The following is a 22,211-nucleotide window of genomic DNA, read 5'->3' as shown; positions in this document are numbered from 1 at the left end:
GAGGTACACCCGCTCAGCGGCGCGGGCGGTGCAACCACCGGGTGACCGGCGGCGGGTCCTCCTCCTCGTACGACCGGGCGGCCCGGACCGCGGCGGCCAGTCCGGAGCGCCGGGGTCGGGCCCCGCCGCGCAGCGCCGGATCAGCGGCCATCTCCCGGACCATGGACACCGCCAGGCCGAGCATCACCACCACGAACGGCAACGCGACCAGGATGGTGGCCTGCTGCAACGCGGCCAGACCGCCGGCCAGCAGCAACGCGGCGGCGACCGCGCCGATGAGGACGCCCCAGAGCACCACCACGCCACGGTGCGGCCGCAGCGCGCCCCGCGAACTCAACGACCCGAGCACCAGGGAGGCGGAGTCGGCGCTGGTGACGAAGTAGAGCGCGATCAGCAGCATGGCGAGCACGCTGGTCAGCGTGGCCAGCGGCAACGCGTCCAGCAGCCCGAACAGCGCCTGCTCGGAGCCGGCGCCCACGTCGGCCACCAGGTCCCGGGTGCCGGTGGCCTGGGTCCGTAGCGCGGTCCCACCCAGCACCGCGAACCACACCGCGCTCGCGCCGCTGGGCACCAGCAGCACCCCGATCAGGAACTGCCGGACCGTACGCCCGCGCGAGATGCGGGCGATGAAGGTGCCGACGAACGGCGCCCAGGAGATCCACCACGCCCAGTAGAAGATCGTCCACGAGCCCAGCCAGGCCGGGTCGGAGAACGCGCCGGTGCGGGTCGACATCCGCACCAGGCCGCTCAGGTAGTCGCCGACCGCGGCCGGCAGCACCTCCAGGGTGTAGACGGTCGGGCCGACCACGAAGACGAACAGCATCAGCAGGACCGCGATCAGCACGTTGGTCGTGGACAGCCACTTCACCCCACGGTGCAGTCCGGAGAACGCGGAGATCACGAACGCCAGCGTCAGGGCGCCGATGATCACCAACTCGACGGCCCGGCTGTCCGCCACGCCGGCCACCAGGTCCAGACCGGCCGCCACCTGGAGCGCGCCCAGCCCGAGGCTGGTCGCCGAGCCGAACACCGTGGCGAAGACCGCCAGCAGGTCGATCGCCCGGCCGAGCACGCCGTCCGTGCGGGCCCCCAGCAGCGGCGCGAACGCCGACGAGATCCGGTTGCCCCGCCCCTTGCGGAACGTCGAGTACGCCAGCGCGAGCGCCGCGATCGCGTAGATGCCCCACGGGTGCAGCGTCCAGTGGAACAGCGTGTACTGCATGGCCGTGGCCGCGGCGGCGCCGGTCTGCGGTTCGACGCCGGAGGCGGGCGGCGGCGCCGCGTAGTGCTGGATCGGCTCGGCGACGGCGAAGAAGACCAGGCCGATGCCCATGCCGGCGCTGAACATCATGGCGATCCAGGCCAGCCCGGTGAACTCCGGCTCCTCGTCGTCGGCCCCGAGGCGGATCCGACCGAACCGGGAGGCGGCGACGACCACGGCCAGCACCAGGAACGCGTCGGCGGCGACCACGAAGAACCAGCCGAAGGTGTCGATCGTCCAGTTCAACCCGGCCTCGCCGAAGCGGGCCAACGAGCCGCGGGCGAACACGCCCCAGAGCACCACGGCCAGCACACCGGCCACCCCGAACCCGAGCACCACCCGGTCGGCCGGTTGCGTCGCGGGCCGCTCCCCCACCTGTTCCGCCATGGCACCATCCTGGGCGGACCGGCGCCCCGGCCGGGCCGAAAACCCCAGGTCCGCCGCCTGGGTCAGACGGCGGCGGCCTCCTCGGCCTCGACCTCGGCGTTCCAGGCCGGCTTGGTCGAGCGCCAGCCCTCGTCGTCCATGCCGCGCCGCCAGTAGCCGGAGATGGACAGGTCCCCCCGGGGCACGCCCCGCTCGACCCGCAGCAGCCGGCGCAGCTCCTTGACCGCGCCGGCCTCCCCGTGCACGAACGCGTGCACCCGGCCGGGCGGGAACTCCAACGCTCGCAGCGCCTCGACCAGCGGCGCGCCGAACGGACGGCCGGCGCGGTGCAGCCACCGCAGCTCGACCGCGGCGGCGCTGACCAGGGGCAGCTCGTCGGCCGGGCCGTCCACCTCGACGTACACCTTGGCCGGCGCGCCGGCCGGCAGCCGCTCCAGGGCGGCGGCGATCGCCGGGAGCGCGCTCTCGTCCCCGGCCAGCAGGTGCCAGTCGGCCGCCGGGTCCGGCGCGTACGCGCCGCCGGGCCCGGCGAAGAGCACCCGGTCACCGGGGCGCAGCGCGGCCGCCCACGGGCCGGCCAGCCCCTCGTCGCCGTGGTGGACCACGTCCACGGTCAGCTCGCCGGCGGCCGCGTCCCAGGCCCGCACCGTGTACGCGCGCAGTCGCGGCCACTGCTCGACCGGGAAGTCGCGCCGGATGGTGGCCATGTCGACCGGGTGCGGGTAGGTCACCCCGGCCGGCGGGAAGACGAACTTCACGTAGTGGTCGGTGTACGCCCCCACCGGCAGGCCGGTCAGCTCGCCGCCGCCCAGCACGAGGCGGATCAGGTGCGGGGTGGGCCGCGAGGTCCGGACGACCGTGGCGGCGGTGAGCGTCTTCGGGCGTTCCGTCATGCCGCTTAGGCTACCCTAACTTCTCGTCCGCGCCCGGGGCGGTGCGGTCAGCCCGCCGACACCAGCCGGGCGTGCCAGGCCAGCGCGGCCGGATCGGTGAGCGAGGCGACCTGGTCGACCACCACCCGCAGCCGCGCCGCGTCGTCCGGGGCCTCGCGCCAGAGCGGGGCGAAGACCGGGTCGAGCGCGTCCGGAGCCCGGTCGAGCAGCACGGCGACCAGCTCGGCGAGCAGCTCCCGCTGCCGGGTGTAGCGACCCAGGGCGCCGGGACGACGCATCACGTAGCGCAGGGCGATGCCCTTGAGCAGCGCACACTGCGCCCGGATGCGGCGCGGCACCACCAGGTCGGCCGCGTAGCGGCGGTGCGGGCCGGGACCGTGGCGTTCCTCGGTGGCGGCCACCACGGTCGACACGAAGCGGCCGGTGAGCACGCTGGTGGTGGCCTTCAGCGCGGCGAGGGCCCGGTGACTGCCGTCGTACGCGGCGAGCGGGGCGAGCACCGGATCGGCGAGCAGGCCGCCCAGCACCTCACCCAGGTCCTCCGGCGCCTCCCCGGAGTACGTGGCCGCCACGTCGGCGCAGAGCGCCCGCCGCTCGTCCGGGTCGGCCAGCAGCGGGCGCAGGTCGACGTACCCGCCGTGGATGCCGTCCTCGACGTCGTGCACCGAGTACGCCACGTCGTCGGCCCAGTCCATCACCTGGGCCTCCAGGCAGCGACGGTCGCCGGGCGGGGAGCCGGCGCGCAGCCAGTCGAAGACCGGCCGGTCGTCGGCGTACACGCCGAACTTGCGCTCGCCGGGCCGGCGCGGCCACGGATACTTGCCGACCGCGTCCAGCGCGGCCCGGGTCAGGTTCAGCCCGACCGAGCGCCCGTCCGGGGCCAGCACCTTCGCCTCGAGCCGGGTCAGCACCCGCAGCGTCTGCGCGTTGCCCTCGAAGCCGCCGCCGGCGGCGGCCAGCTCGTCCAGCGCGTACTCGCCGTTGTGCCCGAACGGCGGGTGCCCCAGGTCGTGCGCCAACCCGGCGGTGTCCACCACGTCGGGGTCGCAGCCGAGCCGGGCGCCCATCTCCCGGGCGATCTGCGCGACCTCCAGCGAGTGGGTCAGCCGGGTCCGCAGGAAGTCGTCGGTGCCGGCGGCGTGCACCTGGGTCTTCGCGGCGAGGCGACGGAACGCCGCCGAGTGCAGCACCCGGGCCCGGTCCCGCTCGAACGGCGAACGCCCGTAGCCGGTGTCCTTCGGCGCCTCGACGACCAGCCGCTCCGCGTCGTCAGCGTGCAACGTCGTTTCGCGGGCGCAAGACGCAGAACTCGTTGCCCTCCGGGTCGGCCAGCACCGTCCACTCCACCTCGCCCTGCCCGATGTCGACGTGCCGCGCGCCCATGTCGACCAGCCGTTCCACCTCGGCCTCCTGGTCGGCCGGGCGCAGGTCGATGTGCAGCCGGTTCTTGCCCGCCTTCGGCCCGGCCACCGGGACGAAGACGATCCCGGGCAGCGAGTCGGGGGTCCGGCGGATCTCTACCTCGTCCGGCTTGTCGACGGTCACCTGGTAGCCGAGCGCCTCCGCCCACCAGCGGGCGAGCCGGGACGGGTCCCGGGCGTCGACGGTCAGGTTCTCCCAGACGGCGCTCATGCGGACACCCCTCCTGATCGACACGTGGCGGAAGCTCAGGTTACGCCGGGGTGGCCGCGATGGCGCGCCAGGCGGGGCCGCCGCAGGTCGGCGACGGCCCGCCCGGCGGCGTTCAGCGGGAGTCGGAGCCGGTGGTGCTGATGGCCGCGCGACCGGCCTCCAGCCGGGCCACCGGCACCCGGAACGGCGAGCAGGAGACGTAGTCCAGCCCGACGGAGTGGAAGAAGTGCACCGACTCCGGGTCGCCGCCGTGCTCGCCGCAGACGCCCAGCTTCAGCCCGGGGCGCGCCGCCCGGCCCTCCTCGGCGGCGATCCGGACCAGCCGGCCGACACCGTCGGTGTCGATCGACTCGAACGGCGAGATGCCGAAGATGCCCAGCTCGAGGTAGCGCCAGAAGAACGCGCCCTCCACGTCGTCGCGGGAGAAGCCCCAGCCCATCTGGGTCAGGTCGTTGGTGCCGAAGGAGAAGAACTCGGCGGCCTCGGCGATCTGGCCGGCGGTCAGCGCGGCCCGGGGCACCTCGATCATCGTGCCGATCAGCACCTCGACGCCGCTGTCCCCGACCACCTCGGCGATGATCTTCTCGGCCTCGGCGCGTACCGTCTCCAGCTCCTGCACCGCGCCGACCAGCGGCACCATGATCTCCGGGCAGGCCCGGCCGCCGTCCCGGACGACCGCGACGGCGGCCTCGGCGATCGCGCGCACCTGCATGGCGAACAGGCCCGGGATGACCAGGCCGAGCCGCACGCCGCGCAGGCCCAGCATCGGGTTCTCCTCGTGCATCCGCCGGACGGCGGAGAGCAGCGCCTCCTCCTTCGCCACGTCCTCGCCGCGTTCCTGCGCGACCGCGACGTTGACCGCGAGCTGCTCCAGCGGGGGCAGGAACTCGTGCAGCGGCGGGTCGATCAGCCGCACGGTGACGGGCAGGCCGTCCATCTCCCGGAAGATCTCGACGAAGTCGGCCCGCTGCAACGGCAGCAGCGCGGCGAGCGCGTCCTCCCGCTCCTGCTCACCGCTGGCCAGGATGAGGCGCTCGACCAGCTCCCGGCGGTCGCCGAGGAACATATGCTCGGTGCGGCACAGGCCGATGCCCTCGGCGCCAAAGCGCCGGGCCCGGGCCGCGTCCGCGCCGGTGTCGGCGTTCGTGCGGACCCGCAGCCGCCGCGCCGCGTCCGCGTGCGTCATGATCCGGTGTACGGCCCGGACCAGCGGATCGTCGGTGGTCGCCGGGTCGAGTTCGCCCTCGAAGTACTGGACCACCTCCGACGGCATGACCGGCACCTCGCCGAGGTAGACCTTGCCGGTGGTGCCGTCGATGGAGACGACGTCGCCCTCGCCGACGGTGTGCCCGCCGACGGTGAACGTCTTCGCCGGGATGTTCACCTCCAGCTCGTCGGCGCCGGAGACGCAGGTCTTGCCCATGCCCCGGGCCACCACGGCGGCGTGGCTGGTCTTGCCGCCGCGCGAGGTGAGGATGCCCTTGGCCGCGATCATGCCGTTGAGGTCGTCCGGGTTGGTCTCCCGGCGGACCAGGATCACCGACTCCCCCTCGGCGGCCAGCTCGACGGCGCGGGCCGAGGTGAAGACCACCCTGCCGGACGCGGCGCCCGGGGACGCGCCGATGCCCTTGGCCACCGGCTGGAACTCGTGGTCGAGCTGGAAGCGCGGGAACATCAGCTGGGCGAGCTGCGCGCCGTTGACCCGGTGCAGCGCCTCGTCCAGGTCGATCAGGCCCTCGTCGACGAGCTGGCCGGCGATGACGAACGCGGCGGCGGCGGTGCGCTTGCCGACCCGGGTCTGCAGCATCCAGAGCTTGCCGCGCTCGATGGTGAACTCGATGTCGCAGAGGTCCTTGTAGTGCTCCTCCAGCCGGGCCATGATGCCGAGCAGCTGGTCGTAGGAGGTCTTGTCGAGCTGCTCCAGCTCCTGCAACGGCACCGTGTTGCGGATGCCGGCCACCACGTCCTCGCCCTGGGCGTTGGCCAGGTAGTCGCCGTAGATGCCCTGCGCGCCGCTGCCCGGGTCGCGGGTGAACGCGACGCCGGTGCCGGAGTCGGGCCCGAGGTTGCCGAAGACCATGCTCACCACGTTGACCGCGGTGCCCAGGTCGGCCGGGATCCGCTCCTGGCGGCGGTAGAGGATCGCCCGCTCCGCGTTCCACGAGTCGAAGACCGCGCGGATGGCCAGGTCGAGCTGCTCCCGCGGCTCCTGCGGGAACTCGCGACCGGTGTGCTTTGCGAAGATCTGCTTGTACGCGTCGACCAGCCCGCGCAGGTCGTCGGCGTCCAGGTCGAGGTCGTTCTGCGTGCCCTTGGCGCGCTTGGCCTCGTCGAGCGCGTGCTCGAACTCCTCGCCCGGCACCTCGCAGACGGTCTTGCCGAACATCTGGATCAGGCGGCGGTAGGAGTCCCAGGCGAACCTGTCGTTCCCACCCGCCTGGTTGCTCAGGCCGACCACGCTGCGGTCGTTGAGGCCGACGTTGAGGACGGTCTCCATCATGCCGGGCATGGAGAACTTCGCGCCGGAGCGTACGGAGACGAGCAGCGGGTCGTCCGGGTCGCCCAGGCGGCGGCCCATCTCGCGCTCCAGCGACTCCAGGTGGGCCTCGATCTGACCGGCCAGGCCGTCCGGCTCACGGCCGGTCGTCAGGTACGCCTTGCAGGCCTCGGTGGTGATGGTGAAGCCGGGCGGGACCGGCAGACCGAGGTTGGTCATCTCGGCCAGGTTGGCACCCTTGCCACCGAGCAGGTCCTTGAGGTCCTTGTTGCCCTCGGCGAAGTCGTAGACGTACTTGTGCTCGACCGTCTCTTGCGCTGCCACCAGAGCCTCCCACGCGCGCCATTGACACTTAACGAAGGTTCAGTTCGGACATACCCCGGGAGCGACCACCGGTAATCCCGGCTCGTCAGCGATCGGTGGGCGAAGGTTAAGCGAACTTCGCGAGGCCTGGGACCGTTCGGTGACAATCGGCACAACGGTCACCACTGCCCGCGTCCGTACCGGTTTTTGGGAACGCTTCCACGCGCAGGAACACGCAATTCCGATTCCCCTCGTACTCTTGACGGCACTGGATATCGCCGAACCTGACCTTTGCCATATCCCGCGCAAATACACCCTCGGAGCCGTCGCCGTGCCGACCATCCCCGCCGCCCCCGAGAACGGGCCGCAGCCGACCGAACTCCCGTCCGTCGCCCGCCCGCCGGCCGACCACCTCCCCGAGCTGTCGCCGACCGCCGCCGAGCTGGCCCGCGTCGCCGCCGACCGGGCCGCCGGCCTGCTCGCCCCGCCCGCGCCGGTCCGCCTGGACGCGGTGGTGCCCGCCCCCGAGCGGGTGCTCCCCGACCCGGCCGGCGACTACGCCCTCACCCCGGACGCGGCACTGCGCGTCGATCCCGCCGGCCGCGACGTGGCCGACCAGCTCGCCGGCTGGCTGCGCCCGGCCACCGGCTTCCCGCTGCCGGTGACCGACACGGCGGAGGCGACCGAGGGCCGGTTGACGCTCACCCTGTCCCCGGCCGACACCGCCCTGGGCGGCGCCGCGCGGGCCGACGACCCGGCGATCGCCGAACTCGGGGCCGAGGGATACCGCCTCGACGTCACCACCACCGGCGTCCGGATCACCGCCGCCGGTCCGGCCGGCCTGTTCCACGGCGCACAGACGCTGCGGCAGCTCCTGCCCTCGGCGGTCGAGAGCGCCACCCCGGTCACCGAGCGCTGGGTGGTGCCCGGCGGCACGATCGTCGACCGGCCGCGCTTCCCCTACCGGGGCGTGATGCTCGACGTCGCCCGGCACTTCTTCGGCGTCCAGGACGTGCTGCGGGTGATCGACCACCTGGCCCGGTACAAGCTCAACCACCTGCACCTGCACCTCACCGACGACCAGGGCTGGCGGATCGCCGTCGACTCGTGGCCCCGGCTCACCGAGGTCGGCGGCGCCACCGAGGTCGGCGGCGGCCCGGGCGGCTGGTACACCCGGGACGACTACCGGCGGATCGTCGCGTACGCGGCCCGCCGGCACGTGACCGTGGTGCCCGAGATCGACCTGCCGGGCCACACCAACGCGGCGCTGGTCGCCTACCCCGAGCTGGCCCCCGACAAGACCGCGCCGCCGCCGTACACCGGCACCGAGGTCGGGTTCAGCTACGTCGACCCGGCCGACGAGCGGACGTACGCCTTCGTCGCCGACGTGGTCGGCGAGGTGGCCGCGCTGACCCCCGGGCCCTGGTTTCACCTCGGCGGCGACGAGGCGTTCAAGGTGCCCGCGGAGAGCTACCGCGCCTTCGTCGCACGGGCGCAGGAACTGGTCGCGGCCACCGGGAAGACGGTCGTCGGCTGGCACCAGCTCGCCCCGGCGGAGCACGTCGACGGGCGCGTCCTGCAGTGGTGGGGCACGAACGGCGACGACCCGGCGACGGCGGCCGCGGTACGCCGGGGCGCCCGGCTCATCCTCTCCCCCGGCAACCACGCCTACCTGGACATGAAGTACGCCCCGGACACCCCGATCGGGCACGACTGGGCCGGCCTCATCGACGTGCGACGCGCGTACGACTGGGATCCGGGCACCCACGTGCGTGGCGTGCCGGCCGAGGCGGTGCTGGGGGTGGAGGCCCCGCTCTGGACCGAATCGGTCACCACGCTGGCCGAGATCGAGTACATGGCCTTCCCACGTCTGCCCGCCGTCGCCGAGCTGGGCTGGTCACCGCGCGAGACGCACGACTGGTCCCGGTTCCGCGGCCGGCTCGCCGCCCACGGCCCGCGCTGGGCCACCGCCGGCATCACCTTCCACCCCTCCCCCGACATCCCCTGGCCCCCCACCCCGCCCCACATCCCCACCCAGCCCACCCCCATCACCCCCTGACCCACCGACCCCCAACCCCGTCGATCATGAAGTTGACGGCGACAAACCGGACACGAACCGCCGCCAACTTCATGATCGCCGCACCCATCCCGGCCAGGAACGGGATCGGGCACCCCCACCGACACGAGCACCTGCGGGGCCGTCACGGTCCGCAGGTGCTCGGCACGGCCGCAGCTCCCCGCGCCGGCCGGCGTCCTCCTTCCTGGGCTTCCGCGCCCGCCCATGCCCGCCCGACCGCAGTACGCCAAGACCGGCCAGACCGCCCAAAACGCCCACGCCGTCAAAGATCTTGGTACGACACGGTCCCCGGAGGGGCGCGGACGTACCAAGATCTCCCGAGCTGACCCCGCCAGCGCCGAAACACGCAGCAAGGCGCCGCACTCCCCTCCATCACTTCGTTGATCAAGGAGTTTGCGTCCGACTGAGGCCGGTGCACGACGCAAACCCCTTGATCAACGAGGTGGCGAGGGGCGGCCGTGCGGGGGCCGGGGGCGGTGAGAGCGGGCGGGCTGCCGTGGTGGGGTGGTTGTCCGGTTTCCGGGTGGTCGGGGTCACCGGTGGGGTGGAATCGGGGGTGGGGGCGCGGCGTTGTACATGGCAGACCGCGCCGCACCGCCGACCGCCCGCCCAGCGGGCCGGGAATCAGGCCGGAAGGCCGGTCGTTACATCCCCGGAGCCGCCGAGCAGGCCGACAGCGCCTGCCGGGTCGGCCCACCGCCGGGTAGCGCCCCCGGGAATGACCCCGGGCCCCGGTCGTTACATCCCCGAGCCGCCGGAGCAGGCCACCCCGCCGCCCGAGCGAGCCACCTGATCTTTCTTCGCGGCATCCCCCATCGCCGCGTACCCCCGACAGAGAGGCAACTGATCATGGCTACCACTCTGCTGCGCAAGACCGCCCTGACCGTCGCCGGCATCGCCGCCACCGCCGGTGGCATCGCCGGCCCCGCGATCGCCGCCCAGGCCACCCCGGCCGAGCGCGCCGCGCAGGTGCAGACCGACCGCCACGGTCACGGTGAGCGGGAGCTGGGCGTGCGCTACGAGGCCCAGCCCAACTTCTACTTCTGCGGCCCCGCCGCCGCCCGCAACGCGCTCAGCGTGCAGGGCAAGAACATCGACGTGGACGCGATGGCCAAGGAGATGGGCACCACCGAGAACGGCACCAACTCCATCAACGACATCACCCCGGTGCTGAACAAGGAGACCGGCAAGGACGTCTACAAGTCCACCGAGATCCCCGTGGACAAGGCCGGCGAGAAGACCGACAAGCTGCGCGCCGACATCGTGCGCGCGGTGGACGACGGCCGGGCCGTGGTGGCGAACATCGCCGGCACCGCGACCGACACCGACGGCACCACCCACTCCTTCGAGGGTGGCCACTACATCAGCGTGGTGGGCTACCGCGACGGCGGGAAGGTCGTGACGATCGCCGACTCGGCGAACCCGGACCAGGCCTCCTACCGCATGGACGTGGACGCCCTGGCGCACTGGATCGCCAGCCGCGGCTACAGCTCCTGACCGCATGACGAAGGGCCCGACCCCGTGGGGGGTCGGGCCCTTCGGCGTGTCCGGGGTCAGCCGCCGGAGTCGTCCAGCTCGGCGCCGTCCGGCGGGGTGTCGTCGTCGCGGCTTGCCAGCCAACCGTCGGGCAGGAACACCTTGCCCGGGGAGTTGGTACGGCCGCGCGGCTGCCCGAGGTTCTCCACCGGGAACGGCACCGCCGGGTCGAGCTTGCCGAGCAGGTCGTCGAGCTGCGCCAGACTCTCGATCATGGCGAGCGACCGACGCAGCTCGCTGCCGATCGGGAAGCCCTTCAGATACCAGGCCACGTGCTTGCGGAAGTCGGTGCAGCCGTCCCGCTCGCCCCGGGCCGGGTTCCGGGCGCCGGCGACGAACTGGTCCACCAGCAGCTCGGCGTGCCGGCGCATGGTCAGCGCCACCTCGCCCAGCGAGGGCAGCCGCCGCTCGGCGCGACCGTCGAAGGCGGCCTCCAGGTCGGCGAAGAGCCACGGCCGGCCCAGGCAGCCGCGCCCGACCACCACGCCGTCCACGCCGGTGTGGGCGACCATCCGCAGCGCGTCGTCGGCTTCCCAGATGTCGCCGTTGCCGAGCACCGGCACGTCGAGCGCCGCCTTGAGCGTGGCGATGGCGTCCCAGTCCGCGGTGCCGGAGTAGCGCTGCGCGGCCGTACGCCCGTGCAGGGCGACCGCGGCGACACCCGCGTCCTGGGCGGCCAGCCCGGCCTCGACGTACGTCAGGTGGTCGTCGTCGATGCCCTTGCGCATCTTGACCGTGACTGGCACCCCGGCGGGCGACGCGGCGGCCACCGCGGCCCTGACCAGCCGGGCGAAGAGCCGGCGCCGCCACGGCAGGGCGGACCCGCCGCCCCGGCGGGTGACCTTGGGGACCGGGCAGCCGAAGTTGAGGTCGATGTGGTCGGCGAGGTCGCGCTCGACCACGATCCGCACCGCGGCGGCGGTGATCTCCGGGTCGGTGCCGTAGAGCTGGAGGCTGCGCGGCCGCTCCTCGGCGCCGAACGCGATCATCCGCAGCGTCTTCGGGTTCCGCTCGACCAGCGCCCGGGTGGTGATCATCTCGCAGACGTAGATGCCGCCGCCCTGCTCCCGGCAGAGCCGTCGGAAACCGACGTTGGTGATCCCGGCCATCGGCGCGAGCACCACCGGGGGCCACACCTCGTGCGGCCCGATCTTCAGCGCATCCACCGGACAAGTGTAAGGAGGGGCCCCCTGTTAACGTCTCCGGTAGAGCAGGGGCCCCTTCTTAACAGGGCCCATATCACAGTCGGCCCGCCAGCAGACGGTCCTCCACAACGACGACGGCTGTCCACAGGTCGGGCGCAGGGGCAGGACACGGATCGGGCGGACCCGCACGCTGCCGGGTATGCCCGAACAGCCACCCGAACTCAGCGACCTGGCGGAACGCCAGCAGCAGATCGTCACGCGGACGCAGCTTCTCGGCGTCGGATTCGACGACATGTACCTGTACCGGCAGACCCGGCGCGGCCTGTGGCAGCGCGTTCTGCCGGCCACGTACGCGCTCGTCACCGGCACCCTCACCGACGAGCAACGACGCATCTCGGCAGCGCTCTACGCGGGCGGCGACGCACAGCTGACCGGTCTGGCGGCCCTGATCTGGTACGGCTTCCGGCACAGCCCGCGCACCACTGACGTACACCTGATCCTGCCGCACCACGTGCGGCGCCGCTCGGCCGGTCACGCGGTGATCGCGCGCGCCCTGGGGCTTGATCCGCAGGCCCGGCGGACCGCGCTGTATCCGGTGTGCTCGCCGGCGCGCGCGGTGGTGGACGCGGCCCGCGACCTGCGCCAGCTGCGGCCGGTACGGGCGACCGTGGCCGAAGCCGTCCAGCGCGGCTTCACCGACCTGGCCAGCCTGGACCGGGAGATCCGGCGAGCCAGGCGTAGCCGCACCGCGCTGATCCGGAAGGCGTTCGCAGAGATCACCGACGGGGTCCGCTCGGCGCCGGAGACCGAGCTGCGGGAGTGCCTGAGCAGCAGCGGCGTGCTCGCCGAGATCCTGTGGAACCCGCGACTGTCGGCGGCCGACGGCTCCCGGCTGCCGACGCCGGACGGCTACCTCGCCGACGGCGCGCTGGCGTTGGAGGTCGACTCGCGGGAGTACCACCTCAGCCCGACCGACTGGACGCGGACGCTGGACCGGCACAACGAGCTGAGCCGGCACGGGGTGCTCATCCTGCACTTCACCCCGGCGCAGATCCGCAGGGAGCCGGGCCGCGGGCGACGCATGGTGGAGGACGCGTACGAGGCACGGCACTGGGGACCGTGACCGGCGTACGGGCGGAGCCGATCTCCCCCGGATGACGGGTGTTAAGAAGGGGCCCCTTCTCTACGCCAGGCGTTAAGAAGGGGCCCTTCCTTACACAGCTCAGCAGCCGGGGAGGCGCTCGATCAGGTAGCGCTCGACCTGGTCCAGCGCGACGCGCTCCTGCGCCATGGTGTCCCGGTTCCGCACCGTCACGGCGTTGTCGTCGAGCGTGTCGAAGTCGACCGTGACGCAGAACGGCGTGCCGATCTCGTCCTGCCGGCGGTAGCGACGGCCGATCGCCTGCGAGTCGTCGAACTCGACCACCCAGCGCTTGCGCAGGTCGGTGGCGAGCTGCTTGGCCTTGGGCGAGAGCGCCTCGTTGCGCGACAGCGGCAGCACCGCGACCTTGACCGGGGCCAGCCGCGGGTCGAAGCGCATCACGGTGCGCTTGTCCACGCCGCCCTTGGTGTTCGGCGCCTCGTCCTCGTCGTACGCCTCCAGCAGGAACGCCAGCACCGCGCGGGTGAGGCCGGCGGCCGGCTCGATCACGTACGGCATCCAGCGCTCGCCCTTGCCCTGGTCGAAGTACGACAGGTCGACGCCGGAGTGCTTGCTGTGCGTGGACAGGTCGAAGTCGGTGCGGTTGGCGATGCCCTCCAGCTCGGCGAACTCGGTGCCGCCGAACCGGAACTTGTACTCGATGTCGACGGTGCGCTTCGAGTAGTGGGAGAGCTTCTCCTTGGGGTGCTCGTAGAAGCGCAGGTTCTCCTCGGACAGGCCCAGGTCGAGGTACCAGTTCCAGCGCTCCTGGAGCCAGTACTCGTGCCACTGCTCGTCGGTGCCCGGCTCGACGAAGAACTCCATCTCCATCTGCTCGAACTCGCGGGTCCGGAAGATGAAGTTGCCCGGGGTGATCTCGTTGCGGAACGACTTGCCGGTCTGCGCGATGCCGAACGGCGGCTTCTTGCGGGCGACCGTCTCCACGTTCTTGTAGTTGACGAAGATGCCCTGGGCGGTCTCCGGGCGCAGGTAGTGCAGGCCCTCGTCGCTCTCCACCGGGCCCAGGTAGGTCTTCATCAGGCCGTTGAACATCTTCGGCTCGGTGAAGGTGCCCTTGTTGCCGCAGTTGGGGCAGTTCAGCTCCGTCAGCGAGGTCAGCGGCTTGCCGTGCTTGGCCTCGTACGCCTCTTCCAGGTGGTCGGCCCGGAACCGCTTGTGGCAGGACTGGCACTCGGTGAGCGGGTCGACGAACTCGGCGATGTGGCCGCTGGCCTCCCAGACCTTGCGGGCCAGGATGACCGCCGAGTCGAGGCCGACGACGTCGTCGCGCTGCTGGACCATGGTCCGCCACCACTGCCGGCGGACGTTCTCCTTCAGCTCGACGCCGAGCGGACCGTAGTCCCAGGCCGACCGGGTGCCCCCGTAGATCTCGCTGGAGGGGAAGACGAAGCCCCGGCGCTTGGCGAGGCTGACGACGGCGTCGATACGGTCGGCTGGCATGTTTCCTCCTACGCCGGCTGGCGGTCGGCGCGGTTGAGATGGATGGAACCGGGCTGTTCGGGACAACGGTACGACCGCGTCGGTCCCGGGCCCAGCAGAATACCGGGGAGCGCCTCAGCTCACCCCGCAGACCTCCATGCCACCGGTCTGCCGGTCGGGCGCCAGCGTGACGGTCTGCGCCTCCCGCCGGCCGCCGGCCAGCGTCACGTCCACCGGCACGGTCAGCGAGGCGGTGTCGACGTCGCCCACCCTGTAGCCGGAGATCTGCGGCTCGGTGGCGACCCGCTGCTCGAACTCCGGCCGGGACTCGCGCCGCCGGGCGTCGTCGCAGAGCTGGTCGTACGCCTTGGACCACTCCCGCGCGACCAGCGCCTGGTAGTAGTCGTCGGTGACGGCCCGACCCTGCTCCCCGACCGCCTGCACGTTGCTCACGGCCAGTCCGACCACGGCCGCGCCGCCTCCGCCGCAGCAGAGCAGCACGGCCAGCGCGCCGACCCCGAGGCCGAGCCAGAGCCGGGACCGCCCGCCCTCGGTGGGCGGGGCGGCGAACGGCGGGGCGACGCCGGGACCGGGCGGCGGCGCGGGCACGCCCGGGTCCGCCGGCGGGGCGCCGGGCGGCACGGGCGACGGGGGTGGTGCGGCCGGTCCGGGAGCGGTCATACGCGCCAGGGTAGTGCCCCGGGACTCAGCGGTAAGGACCTGCGGCACGATCACTGGCGACGACGACGATCTCGCCCTGCGGGGCGGCGCTGGCGAGCGTCTCGTACGCCGACGGCTCGTCCACCGATCGGGCGAGCAGCGGCACGGCGCTGACCTTGACGTCGAACCCGCCCAGCGCCCGCCGGTACGCCCCGACCGACTCCCACTCGGTGAGCAGGCACCAGTGGGCCGGGTCGTCGAGCGCCCGCAGCAGGTCACCGCGCAGGTAACCGGGCCGGGCGGCGAGTGCGGCGAGCGCCGCGTGCGCCTCCCGGGTGAACTCGTCCGCCGTTTCGGCGTCCACCACGAACCGGTTGGTGACCAGCACGGCGTTCCTCCTCGTAGAGTTTGTGGCATGCAGCGTACGCAGAGTCCCGTGCTGTCCCGGTTGGCCCGGCTCAACCCGACGACGGTGTTCCTCGCCGCGCTGGTCCTGGTGCTGGTCGGCCTGTTCGCGCCCGGGCCGGCCGGCGGTGTCCTGCTGCTGGTGCTGGCCGCCGGCCTGGTCTGGCTGATGACGGTCACCTGGCCGGTGCAGGCGCCGGCGACCCGGGTGCTCCGGCTGCTGATGCTGACCCTGCTGATCGCGGTCGCGCTGGCCAAGCTGATGGTCGGCTGATCCGTGCGGCCTGACCTGCGGTGACATGCAATCATGCGTTTTTGACAATAATTTTCGTTGTCACGGACAGTTGATCCCATGACCGTTCGTGCCACGCCCCGTGCCCTCGCCACCGCCACCGCCGCCCTGCTCACCGTCGGCGGTCTCGCCGCCTGCTCGACCGGCGACGGCGGTGGGAAGGACCCGGACAAGGTCGACGTGGTGGCCGCGTTCTACCCGCTGCAGTTCCTGGCCGAGCGGATCGGCGGCGACCGGGTCGCGGTCAGCAACCTGACCAAGCCCGGCGCGGAGCCGCACGACCTGGAGCTGAACCCGCGCCAGGTGGGCCAGGTGGTCGACGCCGAGCTGATCGTCTACCTCACCGGCTTCCAGCCGGCGGTGGACGAGGCGGTCGAGCAGAACGGCGGCGACCGGGCCTTCGACGTGGCCGGGGTGGCCCCGCTGCTCGACGCCGCCGCCGGCGGGCACGAGCACGAGGGTGAGGCCGGTCACGAGGACGAGGCCGGTCACGAGGAGGAGGGCGGCGGCAAGGACCCGCACCTCTGGCTCGACCCGACCCGGCTGGCCACGGTGGGCGACAAGCTCGCCGAGCGCCTCGGCCGGGCCGACCCGGACCACGCCGCCGACTACACCGCGCGGGCCGGCGCGCTGCGCACCGAGCTGACGACGCTGGACACCGCGTACGCCGAGGGCCTGCGCACCTGCCAGCGCCGGGAGATCGTGACCAGCCACACCGCCTTCGGCTACCTGGCCGAGCACTACAAGCTGGAGCAGATCGGCATCAGCGGCCTCACCCCGGAGTCGGAGCCCTCCCCGCAGCGGCTCGCCGAGGTCGCGAAGGAGGCTCGGGAGCACCAGGCCGGTACGATCTTCTTCGAGACGCTGGTCAGCCCGAAGGTCGCCGAGACGATCGCCCGGGAGGTCGGGGCGAAGACCGCGGTCCTGGACCCGATCGAGGGCCCGCCCGCCGAGGGCGACTACCTCTCCGCCATGCGGGCCAACCTGCAGACCCTGCGAACCGCTCTGGACTGCTCATGACCCCACCCGTGATCGAGATCGCGCACGCGACGGTCGGCTACGACGGCCGGCCGGTCCTGCGTGACGTCTCACTGACCGTGACCGCCGGCGAGGTGGTCGCCGTGCTCGGCGCCAACGGGTCCGGCAAGTCGACCCTGGTCCGCGCCGCGCTCGGCCTGGTGCCGCTCGGCGCCGGGTCGGTCGCCCTCTTCGGCACGCCGCAGCGCCGCTTCCGGCACTGGCACCGCATCGGGTACGTCCCGCAGCGGCTCGGCGCGGGCGGCGGCGTGCCGGCCACGGTCGGCGAGGTGGTGGCGTCCGGGCGGCTGGCCCGCCGGGGCGTGTTCCGGCCGGCCGGGCGGGCCGACCGGGAGGCGGTCACGGCGGCGCTGCGCGCGGTCGGGCTGGCCGACCGGGCCGGTGACCCGGTGGCCACGCTCTCCGGCGGCCAGCAGCAGCGCGCCCTGATCGCCCGCGCGTTGGCCGGCGGGCCGGAGCTGCTGGTGCTCGACGAGCCGACGGCCGGGGTCGACGCGGCCAGCCAGGAGGCGTTCGCCGGGGCGCTGCGCGCGTTCCGCGACGGCGGGGGCACGGTGCTGCTGGTCGCGCACGAGCTGGGCCCGCTGCGCCCGCTGATCAGCCGGGCCGTGGTGGTGCACCAGGGCGGAATCGCCCACGACGGCGCGGTGCCCGAGCCGGCCGGCCACCACGCCGACCCGGACCACGAGCACGTGCACCCGCACTGCGACGAGGAGCCCGCCGGGCTCTGGACAGGCATCTGAGATGGACCTCTTCCAGTACGACTTCATGCTCCGCGCCCTGGTCGGCGCGCTGGTCATCGGGCTGGCCGCGCCGGCGCTCGGCATCTACCTGGTGCAGCGCCGGCTGGCGCTGATCGGCGACGGCATCGGGCACGTGGCACTCACCGGCGTCGGCGCGGGGCTGCTGCTGAACCGCTCCCCCGTGCTGGTGGCGGTGCTCGCGGCCACGCTCGGCGCGGTCGTCATCGAGCTGGTCCGCGCGTACGGGCGCACCTCCGGGGACCTGGCGCTGGCGCTGCTCTTCTACGGGGGCATCGCCGGCGGTGTGATGCTGGTCGGGCTCTCCGACGCCAGCAGCGGGTCGCTCAACGCGTACCTGTTCGGGTCGCTGACCACGACGTCGCAGGCCGACCTGGTCACCATCGGCGTGCTCGGCGCGGTGCTGCTGGTGACCATGCTGGTGCTGCGCCCGGCGCTGTTCGCGGTCTGCCACGACGAGGAGTACGCCCGGGTCTCCGGCCTGCCGGTGCGGGCGCTGAACCTGCTCATCGCGGTGGGCACCGCGGTCACGGTGACCATCGCCATGCGGGCGGTCGGGGTGTTGCTGATCAGCGCCCTGATGGTGGTGCCGGTGGCCACCGCCCAGCAGGTGACCCGGGGCTTCCGGTCCACCATGACGGCGGCGATGGCGCTGGGCCTGTTCGCCGCCGGCGCGGGGGTGTGGGTGGCGGCCACCGCCGACACCGCGCCCGGCGCCTCGGTGGTGCTGGTGGCGATCGGCTCGTTCCTGCTGGTGGCGCTCGGCGCGGCCGGCGTCCGGGCGGTGCGCCGACGCAGCCGGACGGTCCCGTCCGCCCCGGTGGCCGAGCCGGCCGAGCACGAGGTGCTGCTGGGATGAGGCCGCGCCGGCCGGCGCAGCTGGCATTGGTTACCGTTACGGGGTGACCGGCACGAACGGGTACGACGCCTTCGAGGGCGCGGGTGACCTGCTGCGCGCGCTCTCGGCCCCCATCCGGCTGGCGATCGTGAGCGAGCTGGCCGAGGGCGAGCGGTGCGTACACGAGTTGGTGGAGAAGCTCGGCGCCCCCCAGCCGCTGGTCTCCCAACACCTGCGGGTGCTGCGCGGCGCCGGCGTGGTGCGCGGCTCGCGGCGCGGCCGGGAGATCGCGTACGCGTTGGTCGACGAGCACGTCGCGCACATCGTGGCGGACGCGGTGAGCCACGCCGGCGAAGGGTCGTCCTGAGTCGCGGATCGGCCCTGTGCCGATGCCCACCCCCCGTGGCAGGCTGTCCGGCGTGAAGATCTACGCCGACCGTTTTCCGACCGCCGTCCGCCAGTTCCTCACCGATCTGCTCGTGGTCGTCTGGGTGTACGCGGCGATCCGCTTCGCGCTGTGGCTGCACGACCTGGTCGAGAAGCTCGCCGTACCCGGGCGGAAGCTGGAGGGGGCCGGCGGCGGACTCGCCGACAACCTGGCCGACGCCGGCGGCAAGGTCGGCCGGGTGCCGCTGGTCGGCGACGAGCTGACCGCCCCCTTCACCCGGGCCGCGGACGCCGCCCGCGCGGTCGCCGAGGCCGGCCGCGACCAGCAGGAGCTGGTCGGCCAGCTGGCGCTCGCGCTGACCATCGCGGTGCTGGTGTTCCCGCTCGGCCTGGTGCTGTTCGGCTGGCTGCCGCTGCGGCTGCGCTGGATGCGCCGGGCCGGCGCGGCGAAGGCGATGGCCACCGTGCCCGCCGGCCGGGACCTGTTGGCGCTGCGCGCGCTCGCCGGCCAGCCGTTGTCGAAGCTCACCCGGATCGCGCCGGACGTGGCCGAGGCGTGGCGGCGCGGCGACGACGAGACCGTCGACGCGCTCGCCGCGCTGGAGCTGCGCAGGCTGGGGCTGCGGGCCGGCCGGTAGGGTGTGCCGGTGCTGTACTTCCTGATCGTCGTCGCCGTGCTGCTGCTGGGCTACGCGGGCGTGCTGGTGAGTTTCGTCCGTAAGGGTCGCAAGATCCCGCCTTCGGCGTACCTGGTGTTGGCCGCCCTCAACGGCCTGATCCTGGCGGCGGTGATCGCGTGGGCGATCGCCCGCGGTTGAGTGGCTGTTAAGAGGGGTCCCCTCCTCTACCGGAGGCGTTGACAGGGGACCCTTCCTTACAGGCGGCGGCGGACGTCCTCGGCGGTGGACGGGCCGGGCTGCCACCGGGCCACCCAGGGCAGGTCGGCGGGCGGGGTGACCACCCCGGTCTCCAGCGAGGCGTACCGGCCGGCGACGATCCGTTTCGCGGCGGCCACGTCGACCGAGTCGGTGTTCGACCAGAGGCCGGTGAACAGCTCGTCGACGCGCAGCCGGGCCTGGCGGCAGAACAGGTCGGCCAGCTCGACGTTCTCCGGGTGCTCGGCCAGCTCGGCGTAGGCCCGGACGCAGACCGCGGACATCGCGAACAGCTCGGCGCCGATGTCCACCACCCGGCCGAGGAACGCCTGCTTGCGCTCCATCTTCCCCTGCCAGCGGGACATCGCGTAGAAGGTGGAGCGGGCCAGCTTGCGCGAGGTCCGCTCGACGTGCCGCAGGTGCCCGGCCAGCGGCCCGAACTCCTGGTACGCCCCGGGCGCCTGGCCCCGGCCGACGGCCAGCGTGGGCAGCCACCTCGCGTAGAAGGCGCCGGCCCGTGCGCCGGCCTTCGCCTTGCGGCCCAGCCCCGCGTCCGGGTCGATGATGTCGCCGGCGACCGAGAGGTGCGCGTCGACCGCCTCCCGGGCGATCAGCAGGTGCATGATCTCGGTGGAGCCCTCGAAGATCCGGTTGATTCGCAGGTCGCGCAGGAGCTGCTCGACCGCGGCCGGACGTTCGCCCCGGGCGGCCAGCGAGTCGGCCGTCTCGTAGCCGCGCCCGCCCCGGATCTGGATCAGCTCGTCGGCGATCCGCCAGGCCATCTCGCTGGCGTAGAGCTTGACCAGCGCCGCCTCGATCCGGATGTCGTTGCGGTCGTCGTCGGCGAGCAGGCAGGACAGGTCGAGCATCGACTCCATGCCGTATGTGGTGGCGGCGATGAAGGACAGCTTCTTCGCCACCGCCTCGTGCCCACCGACCGGCCGGCCCCACTGGACCCGGTCGGCGGCCCACTCCCGGGCCACGTTGAGCGCCCACTTGCCGGCGCCGACGCACATCGCCGGCAGTGAGAGCCGCCCGGTGTTCAGCGTGGTCAGGGCGATCTTCAGCCCCTTGCCCTCGCCGCCGATCACGTTCTCCTTCGGTACGAAGACGTCGTGGAACCGGGTGAGGCTGTTCTCCAGGCCGCGCAGCCCCACGAAGGCGTTGCGCCGCTCCACGGTGATGCCGTCACTGTCGCCCTCCACCACGAACGCGGTGATGCCGCCCCGCCGCCCCTCCGCCGCCGGCACCCGGGCCATCACCACCAGCAGGGTGGCGACCGTGCCGTTGGTGGCCCAGAGCTTCACCCCGTTGAGCCGGTAGCCCGTGCCGTCGGAGGTGGGCTCGGCGGTGGTGGCCAGCCGGGCCGGGTCGGAGCCGACGTCCGGCTCGGTGAGCAGGAACGCGGAGACCTCGCCGGCGGCCAGCCGGGGCAGGAAGCGCTCCTTCTGCTCGGGCGTGCCGAACATCTTCAGCGGCTGCGGCACACCGATCGACTGGTGCGCGGAGAGCAGTGCGCCGATCGCCGGACTCACCGAACCGGCGAGCATCAGCGCCCGGCAGTAGTGCAGGTTGCTCAGCCCGAGCCCGCCGTACCTCCGGTCGATCTTCATGCCGAACGCGCCGAGCCGGGCCATCCCGTGGAACACCTCGTCGGGGATGCGCGCGTCGCGCTCGATCGCCGCGCCGTCCACCTCGGACCCCAGGTAGGCGCCGAACGCGCCGAGGAACTCGTCGGCGCGGGCCACGTCGTCCGGATCGGACCGGGGCCAGGGGTTGATCAGGTCGAGCCGGAACCGGCCGAGGAACAACTCCTTGCCGAAACTGGGCCGGTCCCAGGCAGCCTCGCGGGCCGCCTCGGCGACCTGGCGGGCCTCCTTCTCCGAGACCTGGCCCGCCTCGGCGGGCAGCGGCCCGGCGCCGTCGGCGGACTCGGGCCGGCTGTTCTGTGTCGTGGTCACGGCTGCCTCCTGGATGGTCGGTCCGGCTGCGGTCGACGCGCTCGACGAAAACGACGCTACCCCCGGGTGTTACCCAGGGGTAGCGTCGCGTGCACGCCCGATTTGGCGGACCGTCAGTCGCCGGACAGCGTCCGCGGGTCGTCGTCCTCGTCGTCGATGTCGTCCTCACCCCAGTTGCGCCGGGCGAACGGCAGGATGGCCCAGAAGGTCAGGAACCAGATCCCGGTGACCGCGCTGAGCACGAACGCGATCGGCCGGGGCAGCACGAAGTCGGTGATCAGCAGCACCGCGCTGACCATCGCGATCAGCATGAAGAACAGGCCGCCGGTGGCCATCCGGTGGGCGAACCGGACCAGCTCCGGCTTACGTCCCTGGCGGAACAGCGCCCGGTGGAACGCGACCGGCGAGATGATCATCGCGGTGGCCGCCGCGGCGGCCAGCAGCGCCACGATGTAGACGTCGCGCTGGAACTCGGTGGTCCGGGTGAACCCGTTGCTGAACGGCAGGGTCAGCAGGAAGGCGAAGAGGATCTGCACGCCGGTCTGCGCGACGCGCAGCTCCTGCAGCAGGTCGGCGAAGTTGCGCTGCCAGCGCTGCTTCTCGGATTCCTTGGACAACTCGCGAACCTCCGGTGAAGACGGCACGGCCGGCGGGTGAACGCCCGCCGGCAGGACCGCCAGTG

General features: G+C 72.9%; 21 protein-coding genes. 10 read left to right on the top strand and 11 right to left on the bottom strand.

Annotated features, from left to right (window positions below):
- Positions 1-13: 13 nt before the first annotated feature.
- The 5 genes from GA0070622_RS09675 to ppdK all read right to left on the bottom strand — a co-directional run bounded on the left by GA0070622_RS09675 (position 14) and on the right by ppdK (position 6,994).
- Positions 14-1,648 carry a BCCT family transporter gene (locus GA0070622_RS09675; RefSeq protein ID WP_091572185.1) on the bottom strand — a complete coding sequence of 545 codons (1,635 nt, stop codon included), beginning with the start codon at positions 1,646-1,648 and terminating at the stop codon, positions 14-16.
- A gap of 62 nt (positions 1,649-1,710) precedes the next feature.
- On the bottom strand, positions 1,711-2,541 hold the full coding sequence (locus tag GA0070622_RS09670) for a siderophore-interacting protein (protein WP_091572182.1): 831 nt from the start codon (positions 2,539-2,541) through the stop codon (positions 1,711-1,713).
- A gap of 47 nt (positions 2,542-2,588) precedes the next feature.
- Positions 2,589-3,821: a deoxyguanosinetriphosphate triphosphohydrolase gene (locus GA0070622_RS09665; protein ID WP_091572177.1), complete on the bottom strand. Its 1,233-nt coding sequence runs from the start codon at positions 3,819-3,821 to the stop codon at positions 2,589-2,591.
- Positions 3,811-4,173 (bottom strand): VOC family protein, encoded by a 363-nt coding sequence (locus tag GA0070622_RS09660; protein ID WP_091572172.1) that lies wholly within the window; start codon positions 4,171-4,173, stop codon positions 3,811-3,813. The genes GA0070622_RS09665 and GA0070622_RS09660 overlap by 11 nt, the downstream gene beginning before the upstream one ends.
- A gap of 112 nt (positions 4,174-4,285) precedes the next feature.
- Complete coding sequence (gene ppdK / locus GA0070622_RS09655; RefSeq protein ID WP_091572167.1) at positions 4,286-6,994, bottom strand: pyruvate, phosphate dikinase; 2,709 nt, start codon at positions 6,992-6,994, stop codon at positions 4,286-4,288.
- A 310-nt stretch (positions 6,995-7,304) separates the two neighbouring features.
- Between ppdK and GA0070622_RS09650 the strand changes: the two genes are divergently transcribed.
- Together GA0070622_RS09650 and GA0070622_RS09645 are read left to right on the top strand one after the other, a co-directional pair.
- Positions 7,305-9,032 (top strand): beta-N-acetylhexosaminidase, encoded by a 1,728-nt coding sequence (locus GA0070622_RS09650; protein WP_091572162.1) that lies wholly within the window; start codon positions 7,305-7,307, stop codon positions 9,030-9,032.
- An 867-nt stretch (positions 9,033-9,899) separates the two neighbouring features.
- On the top strand, positions 9,900-10,547 hold the full coding sequence (locus GA0070622_RS09645) for a C39 family peptidase (protein ID WP_091572157.1): 648 nt from the start codon (positions 9,900-9,902) through the stop codon (positions 10,545-10,547).
- 56 nt (positions 10,548-10,603) lie between these two features.
- Here the strand turns inward: GA0070622_RS09645 and dusB are convergent, their stop codons facing one another.
- On the bottom strand, positions 10,604-11,752 hold the full coding sequence (gene dusB, locus GA0070622_RS09640; protein ID WP_091572153.1) for a tRNA dihydrouridine synthase DusB: 1,149 nt from the start codon (positions 11,750-11,752) through the stop codon (positions 10,604-10,606).
- Between the two features lie 178 nt (positions 11,753-11,930).
- Here dusB and GA0070622_RS09635 point away from each other — a divergent pair, with 178 nt between their 5' ends.
- A complete protein-coding gene (locus GA0070622_RS09635; protein ID WP_245666161.1) occupies positions 11,931-12,854 on the top strand; it encodes a type IV toxin-antitoxin system AbiEi family antitoxin domain-containing protein in 924 nt (307 codons plus the stop codon).
- Between the two features lie 99 nt (positions 12,855-12,953).
- On the opposite strand, the gene GA0070622_RS09630 is transcribed toward GA0070622_RS09635, so the two are convergent.
- The 3 genes from GA0070622_RS09630 to GA0070622_RS09620 form a co-directional block, all read right to left on the bottom strand.
- Positions 12,954-14,333 (bottom strand): glycine--tRNA ligase, encoded by a 1,380-nt coding sequence (locus tag GA0070622_RS09630; protein WP_091572149.1) that lies wholly within the window; start codon positions 14,331-14,333, stop codon positions 12,954-12,956.
- Between the two features lie 114 nt (positions 14,334-14,447).
- Positions 14,448-14,921 (bottom strand): Rv0361 family membrane protein, encoded by a 474-nt coding sequence (locus tag GA0070622_RS09625; RefSeq protein WP_091577089.1) that lies wholly within the window; start codon positions 14,919-14,921, stop codon positions 14,448-14,450.
- A 97-nt stretch (positions 14,922-15,018) separates the two neighbouring features.
- The gene (locus GA0070622_RS09620) at positions 15,019-15,360 is read right to left on the bottom strand and encodes an antibiotic biosynthesis monooxygenase family protein (protein ID WP_091572145.1); all 342 of its coding nucleotides are present in this window, start codon (positions 15,358-15,360) and stop codon (positions 15,019-15,021) included.
- A 27-nt stretch (positions 15,361-15,387) separates the two neighbouring features.
- Between GA0070622_RS09620 and GA0070622_RS09615 the strand changes: the two genes are divergently transcribed.
- From GA0070622_RS09615 to GA0070622_RS32480, 7 genes are all read left to right on the top strand, one after another.
- The gene (locus GA0070622_RS09615) at positions 15,388-15,651 is read left to right on the top strand and encodes a DUF6703 family protein (protein WP_091572141.1); all 264 of its coding nucleotides are present in this window, start codon (positions 15,388-15,390) and stop codon (positions 15,649-15,651) included.
- A 78-nt stretch (positions 15,652-15,729) separates the two neighbouring features.
- Positions 15,730-16,689, top strand: coding sequence for a metal ABC transporter substrate-binding protein (locus tag GA0070622_RS09610; RefSeq protein ID WP_091572136.1), 960 nt, complete (start codon positions 15,730-15,732; stop codon positions 16,687-16,689).
- Positions 16,686-17,450 (top strand): metal ABC transporter ATP-binding protein, encoded by a 765-nt coding sequence (locus GA0070622_RS09605; protein WP_091572132.1) that lies wholly within the window; start codon positions 16,686-16,688, stop codon positions 17,448-17,450. The genes GA0070622_RS09610 and GA0070622_RS09605 overlap by 4 nt, the downstream gene beginning before the upstream one ends.
- 1 nt (position 17,451) lies before the next feature.
- Positions 17,452-18,327 carry a metal ABC transporter permease gene (locus GA0070622_RS09600; RefSeq protein ID WP_091572128.1) on the top strand — a complete coding sequence of 292 codons (876 nt, stop codon included), beginning with the start codon at positions 17,452-17,454 and terminating at the stop codon, positions 18,325-18,327.
- 43 nt (positions 18,328-18,370) lie between these two features.
- Entirely contained in the window at positions 18,371-18,673 is a 303-nt protein-coding gene (locus GA0070622_RS09595) for an ArsR/SmtB family transcription factor (RefSeq protein WP_091572124.1), read from the top strand.
- 52 nt (positions 18,674-18,725) lie between these two features.
- Positions 18,726-19,331: a hypothetical protein gene (locus GA0070622_RS09590; RefSeq protein ID WP_091572120.1), complete on the top strand. Its 606-nt coding sequence runs from the start codon at positions 18,726-18,728 to the stop codon at positions 19,329-19,331.
- A gap of 9 nt (positions 19,332-19,340) precedes the next feature.
- Positions 19,341-19,511 carry a hypothetical protein gene (locus GA0070622_RS32480; RefSeq protein WP_172967943.1) on the top strand — a complete coding sequence of 57 codons (171 nt, stop codon included), beginning with the start codon at positions 19,341-19,343 and terminating at the stop codon, positions 19,509-19,511.
- A gap of 56 nt (positions 19,512-19,567) precedes the next feature.
- On the opposite strand, the gene GA0070622_RS09585 is transcribed toward GA0070622_RS32480, so the two are convergent.
- Both GA0070622_RS09585 and GA0070622_RS09580 read right to left on the bottom strand, forming a co-directional pair.
- Positions 19,568-21,529 carry an acyl-CoA dehydrogenase family protein gene (locus tag GA0070622_RS09585; RefSeq protein ID WP_091572116.1) on the bottom strand — a complete coding sequence of 654 codons (1,962 nt, stop codon included), beginning with the start codon at positions 21,527-21,529 and terminating at the stop codon, positions 19,568-19,570.
- Positions 21,530-21,642: 113 nt separating this feature from the next.
- The gene (locus tag GA0070622_RS09580) at positions 21,643-22,146 is read right to left on the bottom strand and encodes a DUF6328 family protein (RefSeq protein ID WP_091572113.1); all 504 of its coding nucleotides are present in this window, start codon (positions 22,144-22,146) and stop codon (positions 21,643-21,645) included.
- Positions 22,147-22,211 lie beyond the last annotated feature (65 nt).

This window comes from Micromonospora sediminicola (assembly GCF_900089585.1).
Lineage (GTDB): Bacteria > Actinomycetota > Actinomycetes > Mycobacteriales > Micromonosporaceae > Micromonospora > Micromonospora sediminicola.
This window is presented reverse-complemented; position numbering and strand designations above follow the sequence as displayed.